This is a genomic window from Amycolatopsis sp. NPDC003861, assembly GCF_053605405.1.
Window position 1 is genome coordinate 1 of the sequence record NZ_JBSGJD010000190.1, and the last position, 20,086, is coordinate 20,086.

General features: G+C 71.9%; 19 protein-coding genes. 12 read left to right on the forward strand and 7 right to left on the reverse strand.

Annotated features, from left to right (window positions below):
• A partial coding sequence (locus ACWEVN_RS34580; RefSeq protein ID WP_452054073.1) for a SecDF P1 head subdomain-containing protein occupies window positions 1-444 on the forward strand: 444 nt, incomplete at its 5' end.
• Between the two features lie 3 nt (window positions 445-447).
• On the opposite strand, the gene ACWEVN_RS34585 is transcribed toward ACWEVN_RS34580, so the two are convergent.
• Window positions 448-918, reverse strand: coding sequence for a MarR family winged helix-turn-helix transcriptional regulator (locus tag ACWEVN_RS34585; RefSeq protein WP_310971533.1), 471 nt, complete (start codon window positions 916-918; stop codon window positions 448-450).
• Between the two features lie 83 nt (window positions 919-1,001).
• Here ACWEVN_RS34585 and ACWEVN_RS34590 point away from each other — a divergent pair, with 83 nt between their 5' ends.
• A complete protein-coding gene (locus tag ACWEVN_RS34590) occupies window positions 1,002-1,643 on the forward strand; it encodes an FMN-dependent NADH-azoreductase (RefSeq protein WP_452054074.1) in 642 nt (213 codons plus the stop codon).
• Between the two features lie 6 nt (window positions 1,644-1,649).
• Here the strand turns inward: ACWEVN_RS34590 and ACWEVN_RS34595 are convergent, their stop codons facing one another.
• A complete protein-coding gene (locus tag ACWEVN_RS34595) occupies window positions 1,650-2,369 on the reverse strand; it encodes a M24 family metallopeptidase (RefSeq protein ID WP_452054075.1) in 720 nt (239 codons plus the stop codon).
• Between the two features lie 100 nt (window positions 2,370-2,469).
• On the opposite strand from ACWEVN_RS34595, the gene ACWEVN_RS34600 reads away from it, so the two are divergent.
• Both ACWEVN_RS34600 and ACWEVN_RS34605 read left to right on the forward strand, forming a co-directional pair.
• Entirely contained in the window at window positions 2,470-2,976 is a 507-nt protein-coding gene (locus ACWEVN_RS34600; RefSeq protein ID WP_449684193.1) for an ATP-binding protein, read from the forward strand.
• A 65-nt stretch (window positions 2,977-3,041) separates the two neighbouring features.
• On the forward strand, window positions 3,042-3,668 hold the full coding sequence (locus tag ACWEVN_RS34605; protein ID WP_449684192.1) for a response regulator: 627 nt from the start codon (window positions 3,042-3,044) through the stop codon (window positions 3,666-3,668).
• Here ACWEVN_RS34605 and ACWEVN_RS34610 read toward each other — a convergent pair.
• Entirely contained in the window at window positions 3,649-7,188 is a 3,540-nt protein-coding gene (locus tag ACWEVN_RS34610; protein ID WP_452054076.1) for an indolepyruvate ferredoxin oxidoreductase family protein, read from the reverse strand. The genes ACWEVN_RS34605 and ACWEVN_RS34610 overlap by 20 nt on opposite strands.
• Here ACWEVN_RS34610 and ACWEVN_RS34615 point away from each other — a divergent pair.
• From ACWEVN_RS34615 to ACWEVN_RS34625, 3 genes are read left to right on the forward strand one after another with little or no spacing between them, the layout of a single operon-like run.
• Window positions 7,156-7,596 (forward strand): Lrp/AsnC family transcriptional regulator, encoded by a 441-nt coding sequence (locus ACWEVN_RS34615; protein ID WP_310971539.1) that lies wholly within the window; start codon window positions 7,156-7,158, stop codon window positions 7,594-7,596. The genes ACWEVN_RS34610 and ACWEVN_RS34615 overlap by 33 nt on opposite strands.
• Before the next feature lie 12 nt (window positions 7,597-7,608).
• Window positions 7,609-8,268, forward strand: coding sequence for a hypothetical protein (locus ACWEVN_RS34620; RefSeq protein ID WP_452054077.1), 660 nt, complete (start codon window positions 7,609-7,611; stop codon window positions 8,266-8,268).
• Window positions 8,269-8,277: 9 nt separating this feature from the next.
• Window positions 8,278-9,507: a DUF222 domain-containing protein gene (locus tag ACWEVN_RS34625; protein ID WP_452054078.1), complete on the forward strand. Its 1,230-nt coding sequence runs from the start codon at window positions 8,278-8,280 to the stop codon at window positions 9,505-9,507.
• Window positions 9,508-9,566: 59 nt separating this feature from the next.
• Here ACWEVN_RS34625 and ACWEVN_RS34630 read toward each other — a convergent pair whose 3' ends face one another.
• The 4 genes from ACWEVN_RS34630 to ACWEVN_RS34645 form a co-directional block, all read right to left on the reverse strand.
• Window positions 9,567-10,742, reverse strand: coding sequence for an IS30 family transposase (locus tag ACWEVN_RS34630; protein ID WP_452054084.1), 1,176 nt, complete (start codon window positions 10,740-10,742; stop codon window positions 9,567-9,569).
• A 291-nt stretch (window positions 10,743-11,033) separates the two neighbouring features.
• Window positions 11,034-12,032: a hypothetical protein gene (locus tag ACWEVN_RS34635; protein ID WP_452054079.1), complete on the reverse strand. Its 999-nt coding sequence runs from the start codon at window positions 12,030-12,032 to the stop codon at window positions 11,034-11,036.
• 90 nt (window positions 12,033-12,122) lie between these two features.
• Entirely contained in the window at window positions 12,123-13,742 is a 1,620-nt protein-coding gene (locus tag ACWEVN_RS34640; protein WP_452054080.1) for a thiamine pyrophosphate-binding protein, read from the reverse strand.
• Complete coding sequence (locus ACWEVN_RS34645) at window positions 13,739-14,512, reverse strand: cyclase family protein (protein WP_452054081.1); 774 nt, start codon at window positions 14,510-14,512, stop codon at window positions 13,739-13,741. Before ACWEVN_RS34645 ends, ACWEVN_RS34640 begins: the two co-directional genes overlap by 4 nt.
• A 108-nt stretch (window positions 14,513-14,620) precedes the next feature.
• Here ACWEVN_RS34645 and ACWEVN_RS34650 point away from each other — a divergent pair, with 108 nt between their 5' ends.
• The 5 genes from ACWEVN_RS34650 to ACWEVN_RS34670 all read left to right on the forward strand — a co-directional run.
• Complete coding sequence (locus ACWEVN_RS34650) at window positions 14,621-15,016, forward strand: GntR family transcriptional regulator (RefSeq protein ID WP_310972014.1); 396 nt, start codon at window positions 14,621-14,623, stop codon at window positions 15,014-15,016.
• A 10-nt stretch (window positions 15,017-15,026) separates the two neighbouring features.
• On the forward strand, window positions 15,027-15,911 hold the full coding sequence (locus ACWEVN_RS34655; RefSeq protein ID WP_452054082.1) for an ABC transporter ATP-binding protein: 885 nt from the start codon (window positions 15,027-15,029) through the stop codon (window positions 15,909-15,911).
• Complete coding sequence (locus ACWEVN_RS34660; protein ID WP_449683761.1) at window positions 15,908-16,879, forward strand: ABC transporter permease; 972 nt, start codon at window positions 15,908-15,910, stop codon at window positions 16,877-16,879. The genes ACWEVN_RS34655 and ACWEVN_RS34660 overlap by 4 nt, the downstream gene beginning before the upstream one ends.
• 204 nt (window positions 16,880-17,083) lie before the next feature.
• On the forward strand, window positions 17,084-18,535 hold the full coding sequence (locus ACWEVN_RS34665; RefSeq protein ID WP_452054085.1) for a trypsin-like peptidase domain-containing protein: 1,452 nt from the start codon (window positions 17,084-17,086) through the stop codon (window positions 18,533-18,535).
• Window positions 18,532-20,086 (forward strand): protein kinase domain-containing protein (locus ACWEVN_RS34670; RefSeq protein ID WP_452054083.1); only part of this gene is annotated, 1,555 nt, incomplete at its 3' end. The genes ACWEVN_RS34665 and ACWEVN_RS34670, both read left to right, overlap by 4 nt.

The following is a 20,086-nucleotide window of genomic DNA, read 5'->3' on the forward strand; positions in this document are numbered from 1 at the left end:
CCGCCGGGGCAGCGGCAGAGCACGGACCCGGCCGCGCAGGAGGCCGCGGCCCGCGCGCTCGACTGCGCGCCGGGCGTGCCGGACACCCTGGACGGCCGGGACGACCCGGCGCTCCCGCTGGTGAGCTGCGACCCCGTGACGGGCAGCCGGTTCGTCCTCGGCCCCGGGTTCCTCAGCGGCGCGGACGTGGGCTGGGTGGAGGCCCGGCTCGACCCGGCGACGGGAAGCTCCGTCGTCAACCTCAGCTTCAGCACGGCCGGGGCGCGGACGTGGGCGGAGTGGACCGGCAGCAACGTCGGCAAGCAGGTCGCGATGGTCGTGAAGAGCCGGGTGCTCACCGCGCCGCAGATCCAGGCCGCCATCACCGACGGCGCCACGCAGATCACCGGGAAGTTCACGCTGCCGGAAGCGCAGCAGCTGGCGCGGGACATCGCCGGCGCGTGACGCTCAGCAGGGCGGCGTCTCCCGGCAGGCTTCCACGCCGGTCTTGCGCGTGGCCTGCTGCAACAGCTCGTAGAGCGTCTCCCGCTGCTCGTCGCTCAGCCCGCTGAACACCTCGTCCTCGACCGCCGTCAACGCGAACTCCGCCCGCGCCAGGAGCTTCGCGCCCACGTCGGTCAGCTCGACCAGGTGACGGCGGCGGTCCTCGGGGGAACGGCGCCGCGCGATCAGGTTCTCCGTCTCCAGCTCGTTGAGCAGGGTCACCACGTTCGTGCTGTCCATTTCCAGGATCTTCGCCAGGTCCTGCTGCGAGCTGCCGCCGCGGTCACGCAGCACCGTGAGCGGGATCAGGTGCCGCGGCCGCAGGCCGAGCGGGGCCAGCACCGACTCGCTGCGCAGCCGCAGCCGGCGCGCTAGGTGGTCGACCAGCGCGCCGCAGCGGTGCGGGGGCTGGTTGACGACCGGGAGCGAGGTCATGCCGCCCAGTATATGGCCAGTCCAATGGTCGATGTGCTATCAATGGTTTGTCCTACACCAACGATCTATGGACGGCTAACGACATGGCTCATCTCCTGCACATCGACTCGAGCATCCAGGGCGACGCCTCGGTGAGCCGGCGGCTCAGCGCGCGGGCCGCGGCGGCGTGGCGCTCCGCGCACCCGGAGGGCACCCTCACCTACCGCGACCTGGGCTCTCACCCGATCCCGCACGTCGACGCGGCCGGTGCCATGGCCGGGCGGGTGCCACCCGCGGAGCACACGCCCGAGCAGGCGGCGGCCTGGGCGCGGACGGTCGAGCTCGTCGAGGAGGTCAAGGCGGCCGACACCGTGCTGCTCGGCCTGCCGCTGTACAACTTCGGGCCGCCGAGCAGCGTCAAGACCTGGGTCGACCACCTGATCGCCCCGGGCCTGTCGGTCGACCCCGAGACAAACGCCGGCCTGCTCGGCGGCCGCGAGTTCGTCGTGCTGGCCAGCCGGGGCGGCGGTTACGGCGAGGGCACGCCCCGCGAAGGCTGGGACCACGCCCAGCAGTGGCTCCCGCACGGCGTCTCCCTGACCGGCCTGGAGCCGCGCTTCATCACCGCCGAGCTGACGCTGGCGCCGGTCCGCCCGGCGCTGGCGGAACTCATCCCGCTCGCCGAAGTGAGCCTCGCGGCGGCGGAACGCGCCATCGACGAGCTGTGGGTGCCGGCCCGGGTCTGAGCCCGGTCAGGAGTCCGCGGCGGCGGGCCCGAGGTCGAGGAGCTGCTCGAAGAACCCGCCGATGCCCAGCTCCCGGTCCACGAGGTGCACCTCGAGGATCCAGTGCGACGTCCGCCCGGTGCGGTCCGGCCGCCGCATCGGGCCGTCGCTGCCGGGGGCGATGTAGGAGTCGATGCGGGCGCCGTCGATCGTCTCGTGGGGGAACTGCCCGACCAGGTGGCCTGCGATCTCCCCGCCGAACTCCCAGCCCGCCTCCCGCGCCAGCGCCACCATGTGCGCGTACAACTCGGCACCCGTGACGTCCGGCCGCGCGGCGAAGTACGCGCGGCCGGCGTCGAACACCACCGGCAGGGCGTCGCGCAGCCGGTGCTTGACCGGGTCCTCGCCCAGCACGAACGTCCGGCCGAAGTCCGCTTCGAATTCCTCGAAGATCGGGCCGAAGTCGGCGAACACGATGTCGTCGGCGGCCAGGACCCGGTCCGGCGGGTTCTCGCGGTACGGCCGCAGCGTGTTGACCCCCGCCCGGACGATCCGCTTGTGCCAGTACCGGCGGATCCCCAGCAGGTCACCGGCCAGGTCGCGGATCGCGTCGCTCGCCTCGGTCTCCCGGACCCCCGGGGCGAGGATGCCGCGGCCGGCCACCGCCGCGAACAGCTCGACCGCCTTCGCCTGCGCGCCGAGCAGCCGTTCGACGCGCTCGGCCTCGTCCTCGAGCAGCTCACCCATGGCCCCGACGGTAGCAACGCCCGGCCCGGGCGGTACCGTGCCGCGGCGGGCGGACTGACGTGGTGCGGCACAGGCGCACCTTGGGCGAGGAAGGTCGGGTTTGAGCGCGCACACCTCCCAGATGGACGACATCCGGCTCGTCGCGCAGCCCAGCGCGCTGCCGGTCACCGAGCTGTTCGTCCGCCTGATTCTCACCGACTGGTCCCTGCTGCCGATGCTGGAGCAGGTGACCGCCACTGCGAGACGCCTGGTCGAGGCCGTGATCGACGCGAGCGACCCGAAGGCGCCCGCCTTCGTGACGCTGCGGCTGCGGCTGCGCGCCGAGGTGCTCTCGATCGAGGTCGACGACGACGTGCCCGGACGGCCGGACACCCCGGCCCGCCCCGGTGAGCGGCTCGGCGTCTCGCCCGCCGAGGGCGGCGGCCGCACCACCTGGTGCGAACTGCCGCTGCCGGGCGGCATGACCGCGCGGCAGGTGCGCCTGCCCCGGCGCCAGGACCGCCGGACGCTCGTCGACGAGCCGGTCTCCGGCGATCCGGTGGCCGCCGACCCCGAGGTCCTGGAACGCCTGCTGACCCGGCTGAGCGGCTGGTCCGGCCAGAGCTGAACGTTTTGCCTCGTACGTCCGTGCACCCAGGCAGGGGATGACGCGGACGCGAGGAGGCAGCCGTCGTGCGGATCGTGATCGCGGAGGACGACGCCCTGCTGCGCGAGGGGCTGGTGCTGCTCCTGCGCAGCGAGGGGTTCGAGGTCGCCGCCGCCGTCGACCACCCGGACGACCTGGTCGCGACGGTCGAGGCCGGAGAACCGGACCTGGCCGTCGTCGACGTCCGGATGCCGCCGACGTTCACCGACGAAGGGCTCCGCGCCGCGCTCGAAGCCCGGCGCCGCGTCCCCGGCCTGGCGATCCTCGCGCTGTCGGCGTTCGTCGAAGACGGCTACGCGGGCGACCTCCTGGCCGCCGGCGGCGGGGGAGCCGGGTACCTGCTCAAGGAGCGTGTCGGCAAGCCCGACGAGTTCCTCGACGCCCTCCGGCGCGTCGCGGCCGGTGGCACGGTCCTGGACCGCGACGTCGTGGCGGTGCAGCTGGCCCGGCCCCGGCCCGGCGACCCCGTGGCGACCCTGACACCCCGCGAGCGCGAGGTGGTGGCGTTGCTGGCCGAGGGCCATTCGGTGCCGACGATCGGGCGGCTGCTCGGCATCGGCACCGCCGCGGCCCGGCAGCACGCCGGGGACGTCGGCACGAAACTGCGCGTCCCCGACGGCGCCCAGGCGATGCTCAGCTACTTGCGGGCGTGAGGACTTCGGCCTGCCGTTCGCGGTACTTCGCCACGTTGGCGAGCTTGACGTCCTCGTAGCCCCGGACGAGGTCGGGCAGCTCGGCCAGCGCCAGTGCCCGTGCTCGGTCCCGGGTCCGGAACGCCTCCAGGACCACGTTGCGGTAGTCCTCGATCAGCTCGCGCTCGACCCGCCGCACCTCGGCGCGGCCGAACGGGTCGAAGCGGGTCCCGCGCAGCCGCCGCAGCGCGTGCAGCAGCCGGAACGCCGGCCGGAACCACGGGCCGAGGCTGATCTTGCGCCGCATCCCGAGCGCCCGCAGGGCCGGCGGGTGCAGCCGGTAGGCGTACTTCGTGCCCGCGCCGAACTGCTCTTCCAGGCCGTCGGTGAACGCCGGGTCCAGCGACAGCCGGGCGACCTCGTACTCGTCCTTGTACGCCATCAGCTTGTACAGGTGCTTCGCGACGGCCTCGGTGATCTCCGTCGGCCCGTCCTCCAGTACCCGCACCCGCTCGACGAACTCCGCGTACGCGCGGGCGTAGGCCTTGTCCTGGTAGGTGACCAGGTCGGGGATCCGGATGTCGAGCAGCCGCGCCAGCTCGGAGCCGGGCTCGGCGTGCACCAGGGCCCGCATCGGGTGCGGCTTCGCCGTCGCGGGCGGGGTTTCGGCCGCCGGGGGGTCGGTGACGAGCAGGCGGCCGCGGCGGAACGCCTGCAGGTTCGCGGCGACCTGGGTGCCGTTCAGCTCGATGGCGCGTTCGATCGCCGACGCGGGCAGCGGGATCGCGCCGGTCTGGAACGCCGCGCCGAGCTGCAGGACGTTGGCGAACTGGTCGTCGTCGAAGAACTCCTCGGCCAGTCCGCGCGCGTCCAGCGACACCGTGCGCTTCGCGGCGGCTTCGAGGGGCGCGAGCACGCTGCCGGGCTCCGGGAAGGACACCGTCGTGTCGACGACCATCCGGCCGGTCGGGACCTCGGTCGTGGAGACGACGACGGTGGTGCGGGCCGGATCGGCGGCCTTCAGGTTCGCCGCGTCCGCCCCGACCAGCGCGTCACAGGCCAGGTAGAGGTCGCACTCGCCGGCCGCGAGCTTCGGGGCCTGTTCGACCGGCTCCGCCGTCACCTTCAGGTCGGAGACGACCGCGCCGCCCTTCTGCGCGAGCCCGGTCTGGTCGAGCGTGCGGACGTGGCGTCCGTCGAGGACCGCGGCGGTGGCGAGGATCTGCGTCACGGTGACCACGCCGGTGCCGCCGATCCCGGTGATCCGCACGGTGAAGTCCGTGTCCCGGGTTTTCGGCGCGGGAACGGCGTCGGCGGCCAACTCGACGGCCTTCCGGCGCCGCTTCTTCCCGGACGGCACCACGGTGACGAACGACGGGCAGTCCCCGGCCAGGCAGGAGTAGTCGACGTTGCACGACGACTGGTGGATCGCGGTCTTGCGGCCGAACTCGGTCTGCACCGGCTGCACGGACAGGCAGTTCGACTTGGTGCCGCAGTCGCCGCAGCCCTCGCAGACGCGCTCGTTGACGACCACGCGCGTCGCGGGCGCGGTCTGCTTGCCGCGCCGGCGCTTCCGCCGCTTCTCGGCCGCGCACTCCTGCTCGTGGATCAGCACGGTCACGCCCTTGACCGCGGCCAGTTCCTCCTGCGTGCGCAGGAGTTCGGAGCGGTCGCGGACCTCGACACCCGCGGGCAGCTTCCGGTGTTTGGCCGGGGCGTCGCTGGTGATCACGACCCGCTTCGCGCCCTCGACGAGCAGCAGCTGGGCGACCTTCTCGACGGGCAGCCCGCCGACCGCGTCCTGGCCGCCGGTCATCGCCACGGCGGAGTTGTAGAGCAGCTTGTAGGTGATGTTCACGCCGGCCGCGACCGCCGCGCGCACGGCGAGGCTGCCGGAGTGGGTGAAGGTGCCGTCGCCGATGTTCTGGACGAAGTGCTGCGCCTCGACGAACGGCGCCATGCCGATCCACTGGGTGCCCTCGCCGCCCATCTGCGTCACGCCGAGGACGGTGCCGACCTGGTCGGGTTCCATGAACAGGGCCATGGTGTGGCAGCCGATGCCGCCGCCCACCAGCGTGCCTTCCGGCACCTTCGTCGACGAGTTGTGCGGGCAGCCCGAGCAGAAGTACGGCGTGCGTGCGAGCAGCGGGACGGCGATGCGCTCGCGGCGACGGCGTCCGCGGTAGGCCTCGACCGACGGGATGTCCCGCGGCAGGACCCGGGCCAGGCCGGCGGCGATGCCGTCCGGGTCCAGTTCGCCGAGCTCGGTGAACAGCGTCCGGCCGTCGTGGTCCTTCTTGCCGATGATCCGCGGTGCGTTCGTCGTGCCGTACAAGACCTCTTTGAGCGCGGTTTCGACGAAAGCGCGCTTCTCCTCGACGACGACGATGTCGTCGAGGCCGTCGGCGAAATCGCGGACGATCGCGGGTTCCAGGGGGTGGATCGCGCCGAGCTTGAGGATGCGGATGCCGTGCTCGCCCTCGTCCAGGCCGAGGGTGCGCAGCGCCTGCTGGAGGTCCAGAAAGGACTTCCCGGCGGCGACGATGCCGATCCGGTCGGCCGGTCCGCGGGCGGTGATCCGGTTGACGGTGCTCGCGCGCAGGTAGTCGAGGACCAGCGGGAGGCGGACGGTGAAGAGGCTGCGTTCCAGTTCGGCGAGCCTCGCGCCGAGCAGCCGGGACGTCGGTGTGTGCCGGTAGGCCTTTTCGATGCGTGGTGCGGTCCACTGGGGACGGACGGTGGCGGTGCCGGACGCGTCGGCGACGTTGGCGACGACTTTCAGCGACGTCCACAGCCCGCTGGCCCGCGACAGCTCGACGGCGTGCATCCCGAGGTCGAGGACGTCCTGGGCGTCGGCCGGGAAGAGGACGGGAATGGCCAGGTCGGCGAGGGCGAGCTCGGACGCGCAGGGGACGGTGGAGGACTTGGCGTTGGGATCGTCGCCGACGAGGGCGACCGCCCCGCCTCGCGGGTCGGTGCCGGCCAGGTTGGCGTGGCGGAGGGCGTCGCTGGCCCGGTCGAGACCGGGGGCCTTGCCGTACCAGAAGCCGGTGACCCCCCGGTTCCCGCCGGCCCCGGCGACGAGCTGGCTGCCCATCACCGACGTCGCGGCGAGCTCTTCGTTGAGGCCGGGCCGGTGCACGACGTCGTGCTTCTCCAGCAGCGTCGCGCGGCGGCCGAGTTCGAGGTCGTAACCGGCCAGCGGCGAGCCCTCGTAGCCGGAGACGAAGACGGCGGGGTCGCCCCCGTGGGCGCGGTCGTGGCGGACGCGGTCGAACAGCAGTCGGACCAGGGCTTGGACCCCGGTCAGGTGCACGGTCCCGGCCTCCCGCAGATAGCGGTCTTCCAGCGTGAACGTCTCCACGGCGCGCTCCCTTCGTTTCGGGCACGATGCGACGTGGGCCACAGTGGCGCAACAGGCGGTGTTGCTTTGTCGACCCCGACGCAAATTTCGGCGGTCGAATGCGGCTTTTGGTGCTGATTTTTGCGTCGGACTACGCTGTGACGCATGCCCGAAGAGCTGCTCGACGCCACCGACCACGAAATCCTCGGCCTGCTGCGCGAGGACGCCCGCCGGACGCTGTCGGACATCGCCGCCCGCGTCACCCTGTCGACGGCGGCGGTCAAGCGCCGCATCGACCGGCTGCGGGAGAGCGGGGTGATCACCGGGTTCACGGTCCAGGTCGACCACGCGAAGCTGGGCTGGGGGATCGAGGCGTTCACCGAGCTGAGGTTCGTGGGGAACACGAAGGTGGCCGAGATCCTCCGGACGACCACGAGGATGCCGGAGGCCCAGGCGGTGTTCACGATCGCGGGCGACCCGGACGCGTTGGTGTGGCTGCGCGTCCGCGACATGGCCCATTTGCAGAAGACGATCGACGAGATCCGCCGGCACCACCAGGTGACGGGGACGAAGACGTTGATAGCACTCGAATCCTGGTCGCGGTAGCCCGTGGAGGCTGTGACGCTGGCCGGGCGGCCGGACCTTTTCGAGGCGGTGTACGCGATCCCGTACCCGCCGGGCTCGCCGCAGTTCATGGAGGGGAGCTTGACGAGCTTGCTGGCCCGCTTTCCGGCCCGTGGCTGGGACGAGGTGGTCGTGTGGGCTGCCGAGGACGCGCTCGACGCTGTCGCTCCGGATACCGCTTGCGGTCTGGAGATCGCGGTGGATCCTTCGTGCCGGGGGCGGGGACTGTCATCGGCAGTGCTCGCCGCGATGCGGGAAGCTGTTGCGGCGGCGGGGCTTTTGTCGCTGGTCATCCCGGTTCGGCCGCCGGACAAGGATCCTGGTGTTTCGATGGCGGAGTACGCGTCGGCTGTTCGTTCGGACGGGTTGCCTGTCGATCGCTGGCTGCGGACGCATGTCCGAGCCGGAGGCGTGATCGAGTGCGTGGCTCCTTGTTCGGCCACGGTGCAGGGTTCTCTGGCCGACTGGCGGCGGTGGACCGGGTTGCCGTTCGATCGTGACGGGTTGGTTGTGGTTCCCGGAGCTCTTGCGCCGATATTTGTGTCCACTGTGGATGATTACGCGGTGTACGTTGAGGCCAATGTCTGGGTCTCCCATGGTGTGACTGGAGTTCCTACCCGTTCGAGTGATGAACTCGTGTTCGATGGTCGGTAATCTTGATCTATGTCCGACAGCGCTCGTTCGTCCGCCGAGGCGGTGGCTTTCGCCGACCGCCTCGGTGAGTTGCTCGCGGCCATCCGCTCTGCTGAAGCTGAAGTCGGCGCGCTGCTGGTGGAGATCGAGCAGCGTGGGGTGATGGAGGTGTTCGGCTACCGGTCTGTTGCCCGGTTGCTGGAGCACCTGGGTGACCTTCCGAGGTCGGCGGCGGAACGTCTGGTGAAGCGGGCCCGTTTGGTCAATCCCGGCCGCAACCTCGATGGCACCCCGATCCCCGCCCTGGCGCCGGCCACGGGTGTTGCTGCTTTGTCCGGGTCGCTGAGTGCCCCGGTGATCGACACGATCACCGGGGTGCTGGCGGAGGTTCCGCCCGAGCATCGTGACCACGTCGAGGCTGATCTGTTGGCTTTCGCTGCCGAGGCTGGGCACAAGCAGGTTGCGGTCCTCGGTGCCCGGATCCTTGCTCACCTCAACCCCGATGGTGCCGAGCCCGACGACACCGAACCTTCCACTCCCACCCGGGAACTGTTTCTGCGTCGCCGAAGATCCGGGGTCTGGGAGTTGAACGGCAAGTTCGACGACGAGACCGGCACCCGCGCCAGCGCCCTGCTCGACGCGCTGGCCGAGCGCCGCACCGGCGACGACGGCCCCGACCACCGCGCGATGCCGCAGCGCTACGGCGACGCGTTCTCCGACGCGATCGACCTAGCCCTCAACTCCCCGGACTTGCCGATGCAGGCCGGGGAACGAGCCCACGTCATGGTCGCGGTTTCCCTCACCGAGCTGAAGTCCGGCGCCGGTCAGGCCACGCTCGGTGACACCGGGACCATGACCGCCGCCGAAGCCCGCGTCCATGCCTGCGACGCCATGGTCATCCCCGCGGTGCTGGGTGCGAAGAGTGAACCGCTCAACCTCGGGCGCCTCCGCCGCCTCATCTCCGCCGGACTCCGCCGGGCGTTGTTCCTACGCGACCGCGGCTGTGCGTTCCCCGGCTGCCACCGCCCACCCCGGCACTGCCAAGGCCATCACATCCGGCATTGGGCCGACGGCGGCCCTACTGACCTGAACAACCTGGTGTTGATGTGCGCTCACCACCACCGGCTGCTGCACCGCTCCGGCTGGGAAGTCCGCATCGCCCCCGACGGCCTCCCCGAATTCCTTCCACCCACCTTCCTCGACCGCCGCCGAAAACCCCGCCGCAACAACCTCCACGAACCGCTGCCATTCGCAGCCTGAACACGGGAAGGCCCGCAGCCACACGGGGCGGATTCGAGGGGTCGTTGCAACACAGTTGATTAGCTGGCTTTGGCCAGGAGTGTAGCCAAGCGCTCGGCTGGGGTGTCCCAGCCGAGCGTTTTGCGTGGGCGGCGGTTGAGTTGTGCGGCGACGGTGGTCAGGTCTTCGGGGCTGTGGACGGACAGGTCGCTGCCTTTGGGGAAGTATTGCCGTAGCAGGCCGTTGGTGTTCTCGTTGCTGCCGCGTTGCCAGGGTGAGTGGGGATCGCAGAAGTAGACCGGGATGCCGGTGGTGATGCTGAACTCGTGGTGGCGGCCCATCTCGCTGCCTTGGTCCCAGGTCAGTGACCTTGTGAGGTGATCGGGCAGGGTCTGGATGGTGGTGATGAGGGCGTCGCGGACGTGTTCGGCGGTGCGGCTGCGGCCCAGGTGGACGAGCAGGACGTAGCGGGTGGTGCGTTCGACGAGGGTGCCGATCGCTGATTGCTGGTCACCGCTGATGATGAGGTCGCCTTCCCAGCGCCCGGGTACCGCGCGGTCGTCGACCTCGGCGGGGCGGTCACTGATCATGATCATCGGGGCGGTGAAGCGAGGCCGGCGTTGTTCGGCGCTGCGGCGGGGTTTGCGCATGGTGCGTCCGGTGCGCAGCGCACGGGTGAGCTCGCGGCGGAGTTCGCCTCGCCCTTGGACGTAGAGGGCCTGGTAGATGGTTTCGTGGGTCACGTGCAGCTCCGGCCGGTCGGGGTGGTCGCGGCGCAGGCGGTTGCTGATCTGCTCGGGGCTGAACTTCTCGTTGAGCATGTCCTGCACCAGCGCACGCAACTGCGGGTTCGCCGCGAGTTTGCCGGTCTTGGGCCGGGGGCGGCGGGCATCGGCGCGGTCCTGGGCGGCGTGCGGCCGGTAGTCACCCGAGCCGGGATGGGCGTTGCGGCGCACTTCCCGGCTGATGGTGGACACCGCGCGGCCCAGTTCCGCGGCGATGGACCGCAGCGAGCGGCCTTCACGCCGCAGATCCGCGATCACGATCCGTTCCTCAACCGACAGAAACCGGTCCGACAACGACACCGGCCGGGCGGGAGGCCGTCGATCAGCTTCCCGCCCGGCCTTGGCCCGGCTCGGTCGTCCGTTCCGCCACCGGTGACCGGTCCGCGGGTTGATCCCCACGGTCCGGCACGCCTGCGCAGTGCTCACACCTCTCGCCACAAGATCAAGATAGGCCTGACGCTCAGCGAGCAGCTTCTTACGCCCCTGAGGCGACCGGTCCTCGCGGATCTCGAACACAGCAACCCCTCAACAGCTCAGGGTGTTGCAACCACCACTAGAGCCCAAGACGGCTACGGGCCTACACCCACGCCCCTCCCGCCCACAAACCCGCCACGCAACGTCGCCCCGCCGCCGGGCAACATCGCCCCGCGCCCGCGCCCCAGTGCCGCGCAGCCTCGCGCATCGCCGCGCAACGTCGCCCCATCGCCGCGCAGCCTCGCCCGCCGCCGCGCGACCCGGTCGCCACCGGGGCCACCCCGGCCCTCAACCTCGCAGCAAGACTCCCGATGTCCGCTCCCGCTCGAAGAACGTCTCCGGCCACTCGATCGAATCCGGCGGCGCATCGATCGCCGCGGCTCGGCGGCGGAGTTCCGCCAAGTACTCCGTGTCCAGCACCGCGCGGGCCGACAACGGCTCGCGCAGCAACAGATCCGCCGGGCCCTCGTACAAATACGCGTCCACCCCCGGATACCCCCGCGTTCCCGGCGGATACTCCCGATTGACCGGGAAGTACGTCGTCTCCAGCGCACCCAGCCACGAACCCTTCAACGGCACCAAAGCCGGCCAAGCACCCAGCAACCGCTCCAGTCGCGCGTTGTCCGTCGTGAACCCACGGTGGTCCGCAATGACATACGCCGCCCCCGGGTAGGCGCGTTCCAGTTGGGCTACCGCTGCGCTGCCTCCGTCGTGGGTCAGGTGACCCAAGCCGAACAGCATCAAGGCCTTTCGGTTCTTCTGCAACACCTGGGTTTTCACCACCGACACGATCGACGCGTCGCGGTCCAGGAACGGGTCGAGGTCCGCCGGTGACCGCACTCGGCTCCAGTCGATCGGGGGATCGGTGGCCAGCACCCGGATCTTGCGCGCCGCCGGCAACGTCGTGTTGACCTGGCGGACCAACGCGAACAGCTGCTCGTAGAACGTCGAGAAGCCGCAGCTCGGCTGCGTCGTGTCGCGCCACACCTGGCTGGTCCCCGGGACCTCGGCTCCGAAGATGTACGCGTCCAGCATCGGCTGGAGACGCGCGTTGCCGCACTCCACCGCTATGTCGTTCACCCGGCTCGGAAACCTGGGGTCGCGGATCAGGTCGAACACGAACGTCCCGACGTCGGGGCTGGACTTTGCCACGATCGGGTGACTGTCGAACGCTGCCAGCAGCCCTGTCACCGGGTCGGGGCGCTGCTGGCCCGCGTCCGCCGGGGCGGCCAGCAGAACGCCGGCCAGGAGAACGGCGGCCGTCAGCACGGCCAAGAAAAGTCGCATGCGAGTTCCTCGGGTAGTTCCCCCACTGTCTTACGACTGTAAGACAACTCGGCCAGCATCCCGGCGCCCACGTCCCCTGTCAAGGGTGGGTCAGTGGCGGAACGCCTCCGCCAGCCACCAGGATCCGCCGTCGTCGGCGATCTTGGCGTCGATCACCAACGGACCCGGCCGCGGCCCGGCGAGCCAGTCGCGCACCGGGGACAGGTCCTCCGCTGAGCGGACCGTGGTACCCGTGCAGCCGAAGCCGCGGGCGAGGGCCGCCAGGTCGGAATCCGGGAAGCGGACCGTCGCCATGTCCGCGTCGCCGAAGTGGTGGACCTCCGCTCCGTACGCCGCGTCGTTGTAGACGATCACCACCAGCGGCAGGCCCAGGCGGACCGCCGTGTCCAATTCGGACAGTGCCATGTGGAACCCGCCGTCGCCCGTGCCCAGGACCGGCAGGCGGTCCGGGCGGGCCAGCGCCGCTCCGATGGCCGTTGCCAGGCCCAGGCCGATGCTCTGGAACGCCTGCGTGAAGCAGAACCCCTGCTCGTCGGGCACCGACAGGTACGCGCTCGGGTAGCCCATGAAATTGCCCGAGTCGATCGAGACGATCCGCTCGGCGGGCAGCAGCTCGTCCAGGAGCCTGCTCAACGTCCGGGGGTCGATGCGGCCGTCGCCGGACAGGTCCTCGTGCGCGACGTCGTTCCAGCGGCCCGCCGCGATCCGGGCCGCCACCTCGTCCGTGCGGTAGCCCGGGCTCGAACAGGCCAGGGCGAGGACGTCCGACGCCGTGCACCCGACGTCGCCGACGACGCCCAGGTCGATCGGGCGGTGCGCGCCGAGCGCCGCCTGCTCGAGGTCGACCTGCGCCAGCTTCGCGTGCGGGCTCAGCAGCTTGCCGTGGCGGGTGGTCCACATGTTCAGCGCGCAGCCCCAGCCGACGACCAGGTCGGCACCCACGATCAGCTCGGCCGCCGCCGGGGAGGCGAAGCCGCCCGAGATGCCCAAGGCGAACGGGTCGTCGTGGAACAGGCCGTGCGCCACGGCCGACGTCGCCAGCAGCGCGCCGCACCGCGCGGCCAGTTCCCGCAGCACGTCCCCGCTCGAACGGGCGCCGCGGCCGGCGATGAACACCGGGCGCTCGGCCGCCGCCAGGAGGTTCGCCAGCGCCGCCACCGCGGCGGCGTCCGGCCGCACCGGCGCGGGGCCGGCCGGCACCGGTGGTGGGGGCGACTCCGGCGCCGGCTGGGCCTGGACGTCGAGGGGCAGGTTCAGCACCACCGTCCGGCGCTGCTGCCGGGCCGTCCGAAACGCCCGCACCGTGTCGGCCACCGCGCTCTCGGGTGAGTGCACGCGCTCCGGCACCGCGCCGACCGCCGCGGCCAGGCCGTCCTGGTCGATGCGGAAGTTCGACAGCACCGACGCGCCCGCGGAGTCCGCCGTGAGCACCAGCATCGGCGTCCGGCTCTTGGCCGCCTCCGTGATGCCGGTGACCGCGTTGGTCAGCCCGCAGCCCTGATGCAGCGACAGCACCGACACCTCGCCGCTCATCCGGGCGTACGCGTCGGCCATGCTCGCCGCGCCGCCCTCGTGGCGGGCGGCGACGAACCGGACGCCGCCCGCCCGCAGCGCGTTGGTCACCTCGAAGTTCCCGCTGCCCACCACCCCGAACGCCGTGCCGACGCCGAGGCCGGCCAGGGTCCGGCCGACCAGTTCGGCGACGTTCACCGCTCCACCAGGGCCAGCACGCGGGCCGGGCTGCCCGAGCCGCCGACGATCGGCAGCGGGGAAACCAGCAGCAGCACGCCGGTCGGCGGCAGCGTCGCGAGGTTCTGCAGCTGGGTCAGGCCGTGCTTGCCCGCGCCCAGCAGCAGCTCGTGGCAGGGGAACATCGGCTCGAGGCCGGGCGCCTGGCCCGCGTCGGTGCCGACCGTCTCCACGCCGAGGCCGGTGATCGGCGCTTCCTCGGCGAGCCACCGCGCGCACTCGGGGGAGACGCCGGGGGTGTGCGAACCGGCCTCGTCGGCGTTGAGGAACTCCTCCTGGTCGCCGCTGCGGGTGTCCCAGCCCGTGCGGTAGAGCAGCCAGCCGCCGTCCGGCAGCGGCCCGTGCTCCGCCGTCCACGCGCGGACGTCGTCGATCGACAGCAGGAAGTCCGGGTTTTCTGCGGCCCGCGCGGAGAAGTCGAGCACGACCGCGGGCGCCACCAGCGTCTTCAGCGGCACCTGCGAGACGTCATGACCGTCCGTTCCGGACACCCAGTGCACCGGGACGTCCAGGTGGGTGCCGGTGTGCTCGCCGGTGTGGATGTCGTTCCAGTACCACCGCGGCCCGCGCTCGTCGTAGCGGCTGATCTCCTCCAGCCGGAACGGGATCGTGTTGGCGAACGGCTCGGGCAACCGCAGGATCGGCGTGCTGGAGCTCAGGGGAGCGGTCAGGTCGACGATCTCGACCGCTCCGCCCGCGATCGCCTTGCCGAGCTCGTCCAACAACGACATGCCTGCCTCCCGGTGCCGGTGTGCGCGTCCGATCGAGACCCTATGCCTTGACAGCCGTGCACCGGGAGGTGTTGTCTTAATGTCGTAAGACAATAGGAGGGTGGGCAGGTGATCGAGTTCGTGCTCGACGGCCGTTCCCGGGTCGCCACGTACATGCAGCTCGTCGTCCAGGCGAAGCAGGCGCTGCGCGTCGGCCTGCTGCGGCCCGGCGACCAGCTGCCGAAGGTGCGGGACGTGGCCGAGGCGCTGGCGATCAACCCGAACACCGTGCTCAAGGCCTATCGCGAACTGGTCCTGGAAGGCCTGGCCGAAGGCCGCCCGGGGGTGGGCACGTTCGTCACCGGCAGCCTGGCCGGGCCGTCGCTGGGCAGCCAGGGGCAGCTGCGTGACGAGCTGGTGGCCTGGCTGGAACGCGCCGAAGCCGCCGGGATGTCGCCGGACGACATCGCCGCCCTCATCGAGACCACGATCCGCGGCACCCGGGTGCCGCACGACCTGTCGTAGGGAGTCCGGAATGGAACTGGCGGTGGAAGCCGCGGCGCTGGGCAAGCGCTACGGCCGCACCTGGGCGTTGCGCGACTGCGCGCTGGAGGTGCCTGCCGGGCGGATCGCCGCGCTGGTCGGCCCGAACGGCGCGGGCAAGACGACGCTGCTGAACCTGGTCGTCGGCCTGCTGAAACCCGACGAGGGTGAGGTGCGCGTCTTCGGGCGGACCCCGCACGAGGCTCTGACGGACATCGGGTTCGTCGCGCAGGACACCCCGCTCTACCGCGACTTCACCGCGGCGGAGCTGGTCACCATGGGCGGCAAGCTCAACCGCCGCCGCTGGGACGCCGCGCTGGCCCGCGACCGGCTCGCCATGCTCGGCATCCCGCCGCACCAGGCGGTGGGGAAGCTCTCCGGCGGCCAGCGCGCCCAGGTCGCCCTGGCCCTGGCGCTGGCCAAACGCCCCCGGCTGCTGCTGCTCGACGAGCCCATCGCCAGCCTCGACCCCCTGGCCCGCCGCGAATTCATGCAGACGCTGATGGGCGCGGTGGCCGAGAGCGAGACGACCGTGCTGCTGTCTTCGCACCTGCTCGCCGACCTGGAACGCAGCTGCGACCACCTGATCGTCCTGCAGCGGTCCCACGTCCGGCTGGCGGGTCCGGTCGACGAGCTGCTCGCCGGCCACTGCACGCTCACCGGCCCGCGGGCCGGCAGCGAATCCATCGCCGGGGTCGCCGAGGTGGTCCGCGCGAGCCACACCGAACGCCAGTCGACCATGCTCGTCCGCCGGGGCGACGGCCCGATCGATCCACTGTGGACGGAGCACGAAGTGACCCTGGAAGACGTGGTGCTCGCGCACCTCGCCGAGGCGGAGACCCGCGTTCCGGCGTCCGCGTGGGAGGTGCCGGCGTGATCTGGCTGGTCTGGCGGCAACACCGCAAGCAGGCGTTGTTCACCCTCGCCGCGCTGGCCGCGCTCGGCGCGCTGATGGTGCCCACGGGCCTGGCGATGCACGCGAAGTACGACAACCTCGGCCTGGGTGCCTGCCGCGCCGCGCTCGGCAGCGCGTCGCTGATCACGCAGACCGAAGCCGTTTCGCGGTGCGAAAGCCTCGGCCACCAGTTCCAGCAGGAGTTCGGCGGCATGGTGTTCATCGCCGTGCTGTTCGTGGTCCTGCCGGTGCTCGTCGGCGTGTTCTTCGGCGCACCGCTGGTGGCCCGCGAGGTCGAGCAGGGCACCCACCGTCTGGTGTGGACGCAGGGGGTGACCCGCCTGCAGTGGGCGCTGGCCAAGTTCGGCCTGGTCGGGGCGATGACCACCGTGCTGTCGGTCGGGTACGCGCTGGGCGTGTCGTGGTGGTTCCGGCCGCTGGTCAGCGCGAGCACCGGCCGGTTGAACTACCTTTCGTTCGACGTGCAGGGGATCGTCCCGATCGCGTACACGCTGTTCGCGCTGGCGCTGGGCGTCTTCGCCGGGACACAGTGGCGGAAGGTCCTGCCCGCCATGGGGATCGCGCTGGTCGGGTTCGCAGCGGTCCGCGTCGCGATCGAGGTCCTCGCCCGGCCGCGGTACCTGCCCGCCCCAAGCCTCACCTTCTCGCCGACCGGCGGGCAGACGCCGAACCCGGCGTCCGGCAACTGGGTGATGGACGTCGGGGTGCGCAACGCGGCCGGGGACCTGGTCCTGCCGAACGCCCAGCTCGGCCCGTGCCCGCCCGGCGGCTGCGGCGACGACTCGGTCGGCCCCGGCGCGATGAACTGGCTGCAGTACCAGCCGGGGGACCGGTTCTGGCTCTTCCAGGGCATCGAGACCGGGATCTTCGTGCTCCTGGCGGCCGCGCTGGTGTTCTTCGCCCTCCGCCGGCTGCGCACGATTGCCTGAGATCACGCACCGGCCGCCGGCGCGGGTTCGTGAGTTTTCCACGGCCACCCGGCGTTCGGCGGCCGATCGGGTGATCTGCGGGGGTAAGCGGGCGAACCCGCCCCGGACTGTCGGTGCGGGGTCGTAAGGTCGCACCCGGTGAGGGAGCACAACGGTTCTGCCGAGGGGCGCGCGGGGGATCCGGAACCGTGGCGAGTGTGCTTGGTGAACTCGTCGGGCCGGGCACTGGGCGCCGGCATGCTGCTGGGCGAATCCACGGTGCTCACCTGCGCGCACGTCGTGCAGGCCGCGGGGGAGGAAGCGCTTTCGGGGGCGTCCGTGCTGGTGCGGTTCGTCGGGCTCGACGGCATGCCGGAGACGCTCGCCGCGGTGCGGCCCGGCTGCTGGGTGCCGCCGTCGGAAGACGGCCGCGGCGACATCGCGCTGCTGGACCTCACCGAAGCGTTCCCGCACGTGCCGGGCGCGCCCTTGGTCCGGCTCGGCGCGGTGCGTGACCGGGTGGTCCACACCTACGGCTTTCCGGCGCCGCACCGCTACGGCGTCTGGGTGAACAACGCTCAGCTGGCCGGCCCGGCCGGCGCCGCGGGAGAGTGGATCCAGCTCAATTCGCCGTTGCCCGGCGAGCGCGTGCGGCGCGGGTTCAGCGGCGCCGGCGTGATCGACAAGGCCACCGGTGCGGTGCTCGGCATGGTGGTCACCGAGTACACCGACGAACGCGCGGGGCTCGCCTACCTGATCCCGGTCGAGGTGATCGTCCGGCACGTGCCCGACGTCGCCCGGTGGGTGGGCGAGCCGCCGCGGCCGTCGGCCGGCCCGCTGATCGTCGTCATCGGGGACCGCGACTCCGCCGTCCGGGACGGTTTCCTGGCCCAGGTGCGGCGCGAGCGCCGGGGCTCCGGCGAGCGGCTCGCCGCGATCGTGGACGCGACCGGCAAGACCACCGGCGAGGTGGCCGAACACGTCAGCGCCGGGATCAGCACCGGCGAAGTGCTCACCGTGCTGGAGACCAATCCCGAGGACGTCGCGGTGGCGGTGACCGGCGTCGAAGACGCGCGGGCGCCGGAGGAAGTGCTCACCGACGTGGTGCGGCCGCTGGTCGACAAGGGCGCCACCGTGCTGGTCCAGTTCAGCGGGCCCGACTCGCCCGGCGTGCGCCTGGCCCGGCGCTGGGAGAACGAGCGCAACGCGCGACGCCTGGCTCGGCTGGCGCTGCTGGTCGAAATGGTGGAGCACGAGGAGGACCGCACGCGGGAGCGAGCCGCCCGGATCGGTGCGCGCACGGCGGTGCCCGGCAGCTCCGCGGATCTGCGGCTGCGGCTGGCGGCGCTGCGCTCGGCGGGCGAGCGGATCGAGCCGGGCCGGGTGCGGCGAGCGCTGGCGGCGACCGAACGCGACGCGGAAGCGGCCCGGTGGGCGCTGGTCCGGTTGTACGCCGAACTCGACGCGCTGGCCGCCCGGCACGACGAACTGCACGGACGGCTGCGCGGCTACAACGCCAAGGCGACCGACGCGGGCCTGATGGAGGACGAGGAACTGGCCGAGCTGTACCGGCCGGCCATGGCGGCGCTGACCCTGCGGCCCGGCGAGCCGGAAGCCGCCGCCGGGCTGGTCGAACGGTACGTACGGGCGGTCCGCCGCCGGCTGGAGGGCGCGTGACGACCGAAACCGCGTGGTGCCACGGCCGTCCGGTCGGCCCGATCGGGTTCTGCGAGGTGTGCGGCCGCCGCCGGGTGCCGGCCGAGCCGCCGCCGCCGACGTCGCTGCCGGCCCCGGAAAGCACCCGCCGCAGTGTCGAACTGTGGAGTGGCGAGGCGGACTTCCAGTCGCTGCCCGCGATCGAGGTGCCGGACCCGGAGAAGCTCGTCCTCGCCGACCCGGAATACCCCGAGCAGCACCGGTTCTGCGGGCACTGCGGGGAAGCCGTCGGCCGGGCGTACGCCGGCGAACCCGCGTTCGCCGAAGGATACTGCGAAAACTGCGGTGAGCGCTTTTCCTTCCTGCCCAAGCTGAACCGCGGCGAGCGGGTCGGCGACCGCTACGACGTCCTCGGCTGCTTCGCCCGGGGCGGGCTCGGATGGGTGTACCTGGCCGCCGACACCGCGCTGGCCGGTCAGCACGTCGCGCTCAAGGGCGTGATCAACAGCGGCAACGCCGTGCTGAAGGCGATGGCGCGGGTCGAACGCGACGTGCTGGTCCGGCTCGACCACCCGAACATCGTGCGGATCAGCGACTTCGTCGAACACCCCGCGCCCGGCGGTGGCGAACCGGACACCTACCTGGTGATGGAGTACGTCGGCGGGCGGTCGCTGCGGGACCTGCTCAAGCAGGGGCCGCCGCCGCGGGTGGAGCACGTGATCGTCTACGGCCGGGCGATCCTCGGCGCGCTCGACTACCTCCACGGCGAAGGCCTGCTGTACTGCGACATGAAGCCGGAGAACGTGATCCACGGCGACAAGCGGGTCAAGGTCATCGACCTCGGCGCGGCCCGCGCGCTCGACGACCCGGCCGGGCCGAGCGTCGGCACCGAAGGGTTCCAGGCGCCGGCGCACGAGCTCGCGCGGCACGGCCTGACCGTGCGCTCGGACCTGCACACCGTCGGCCGGACGCTGCAGGTGCTGCTCGAAGCCGCGAGCGAAGACATCGACCCGGACCGGGTCGCCGGCGGCCTGGACTCGCTGCACCGGGTGCTCGAACGGGCCGTCGCGCCGTTCGAGCGGCGGTTCGCCACGGCAGCGGAAATGGCCGAGCAGCTCGACGGCGTGCGCCGGGAAATCCTTTCGCTGCGCGACGAACGGCCGCGGCCGGTGCCGTCGGCGCTGTTCGAGGACACCGCGGAACTGCTCGACGACGGCCTCGGCGCGGTGCCCGGCCTCGACCACTGGGCCGGCGGCGAACGCGGCGACGGCCCGCTGGACCTCGGCCTGCCGAGCGCCGCCGACGGGGCCGGCCGGCTGCCGATCCCGCGGGTCGCCCCCGAAGACGCCGCGGCCGAGTTCATCGCCATCGCGGGCGCGCCGGGGCCGCACCGCTGGCTGGGCAAGCTCGCGATGTTCGGCGAGCCCTCGGCCGAAATCGCGTTCGCCCAGACGCGCGCGCAGGTCGCGCTGGGGGATTCCGACGCCGCGGCCGCGGCGCTGTCCCGAGCCGAACAGCTGCTCGGCGCCGAAGCCGCCCGCGACTGGCGGGCGGCCTGGCACCACGGCCTGC

Coding starts and splice junctions, on each gene's coding strand:
- ACWEVN_RS34585 (WP_310971533.1), bottom strand. CDS start 918: ATGACCTCGCTCCCGGTCGTCAACCAGCCCCCGCACCGCTGCGGCGCG.
- ACWEVN_RS34590 (WP_452054074.1), top strand. CDS start 1,002: ATGGCTCATCTCCTGCACATCGACTCGAGCATCCAGGGCGACGCCTCG.
- ACWEVN_RS34595 (WP_452054075.1), bottom strand. CDS start 2,369: ATGGGTGAGCTGCTCGAGGACGAGGCCGAGCGCGTCGAACGGCTGCTC.
- ACWEVN_RS34615 (WP_310971539.1), top strand. CDS start 7,156: ATGCCCGAAGAGCTGCTCGACGCCACCGACCACGAAATCCTCGGCCTG.
- ACWEVN_RS34625 (WP_452054078.1), top strand. CDS start 8,278: ATGTCCGACAGCGCTCGTTCGTCCGCCGAGGCGGTGGCTTTCGCCGAC.
- ACWEVN_RS34635 (WP_452054079.1), bottom strand. CDS start 12,032: ATGCGACTTTTCTTGGCCGTGCTGACGGCCGCCGTTCTCCTGGCCGGC.
- ACWEVN_RS34645 (WP_452054081.1), bottom strand. CDS start 14,512: ATGTCGTTGTTGGACGAGCTCGGCAAGGCGATCGCGGGCGGAGCGGTC.
- ACWEVN_RS34655 (WP_452054082.1), top strand. CDS start 15,027: ATGGAACTGGCGGTGGAAGCCGCGGCGCTGGGCAAGCGCTACGGCCGC.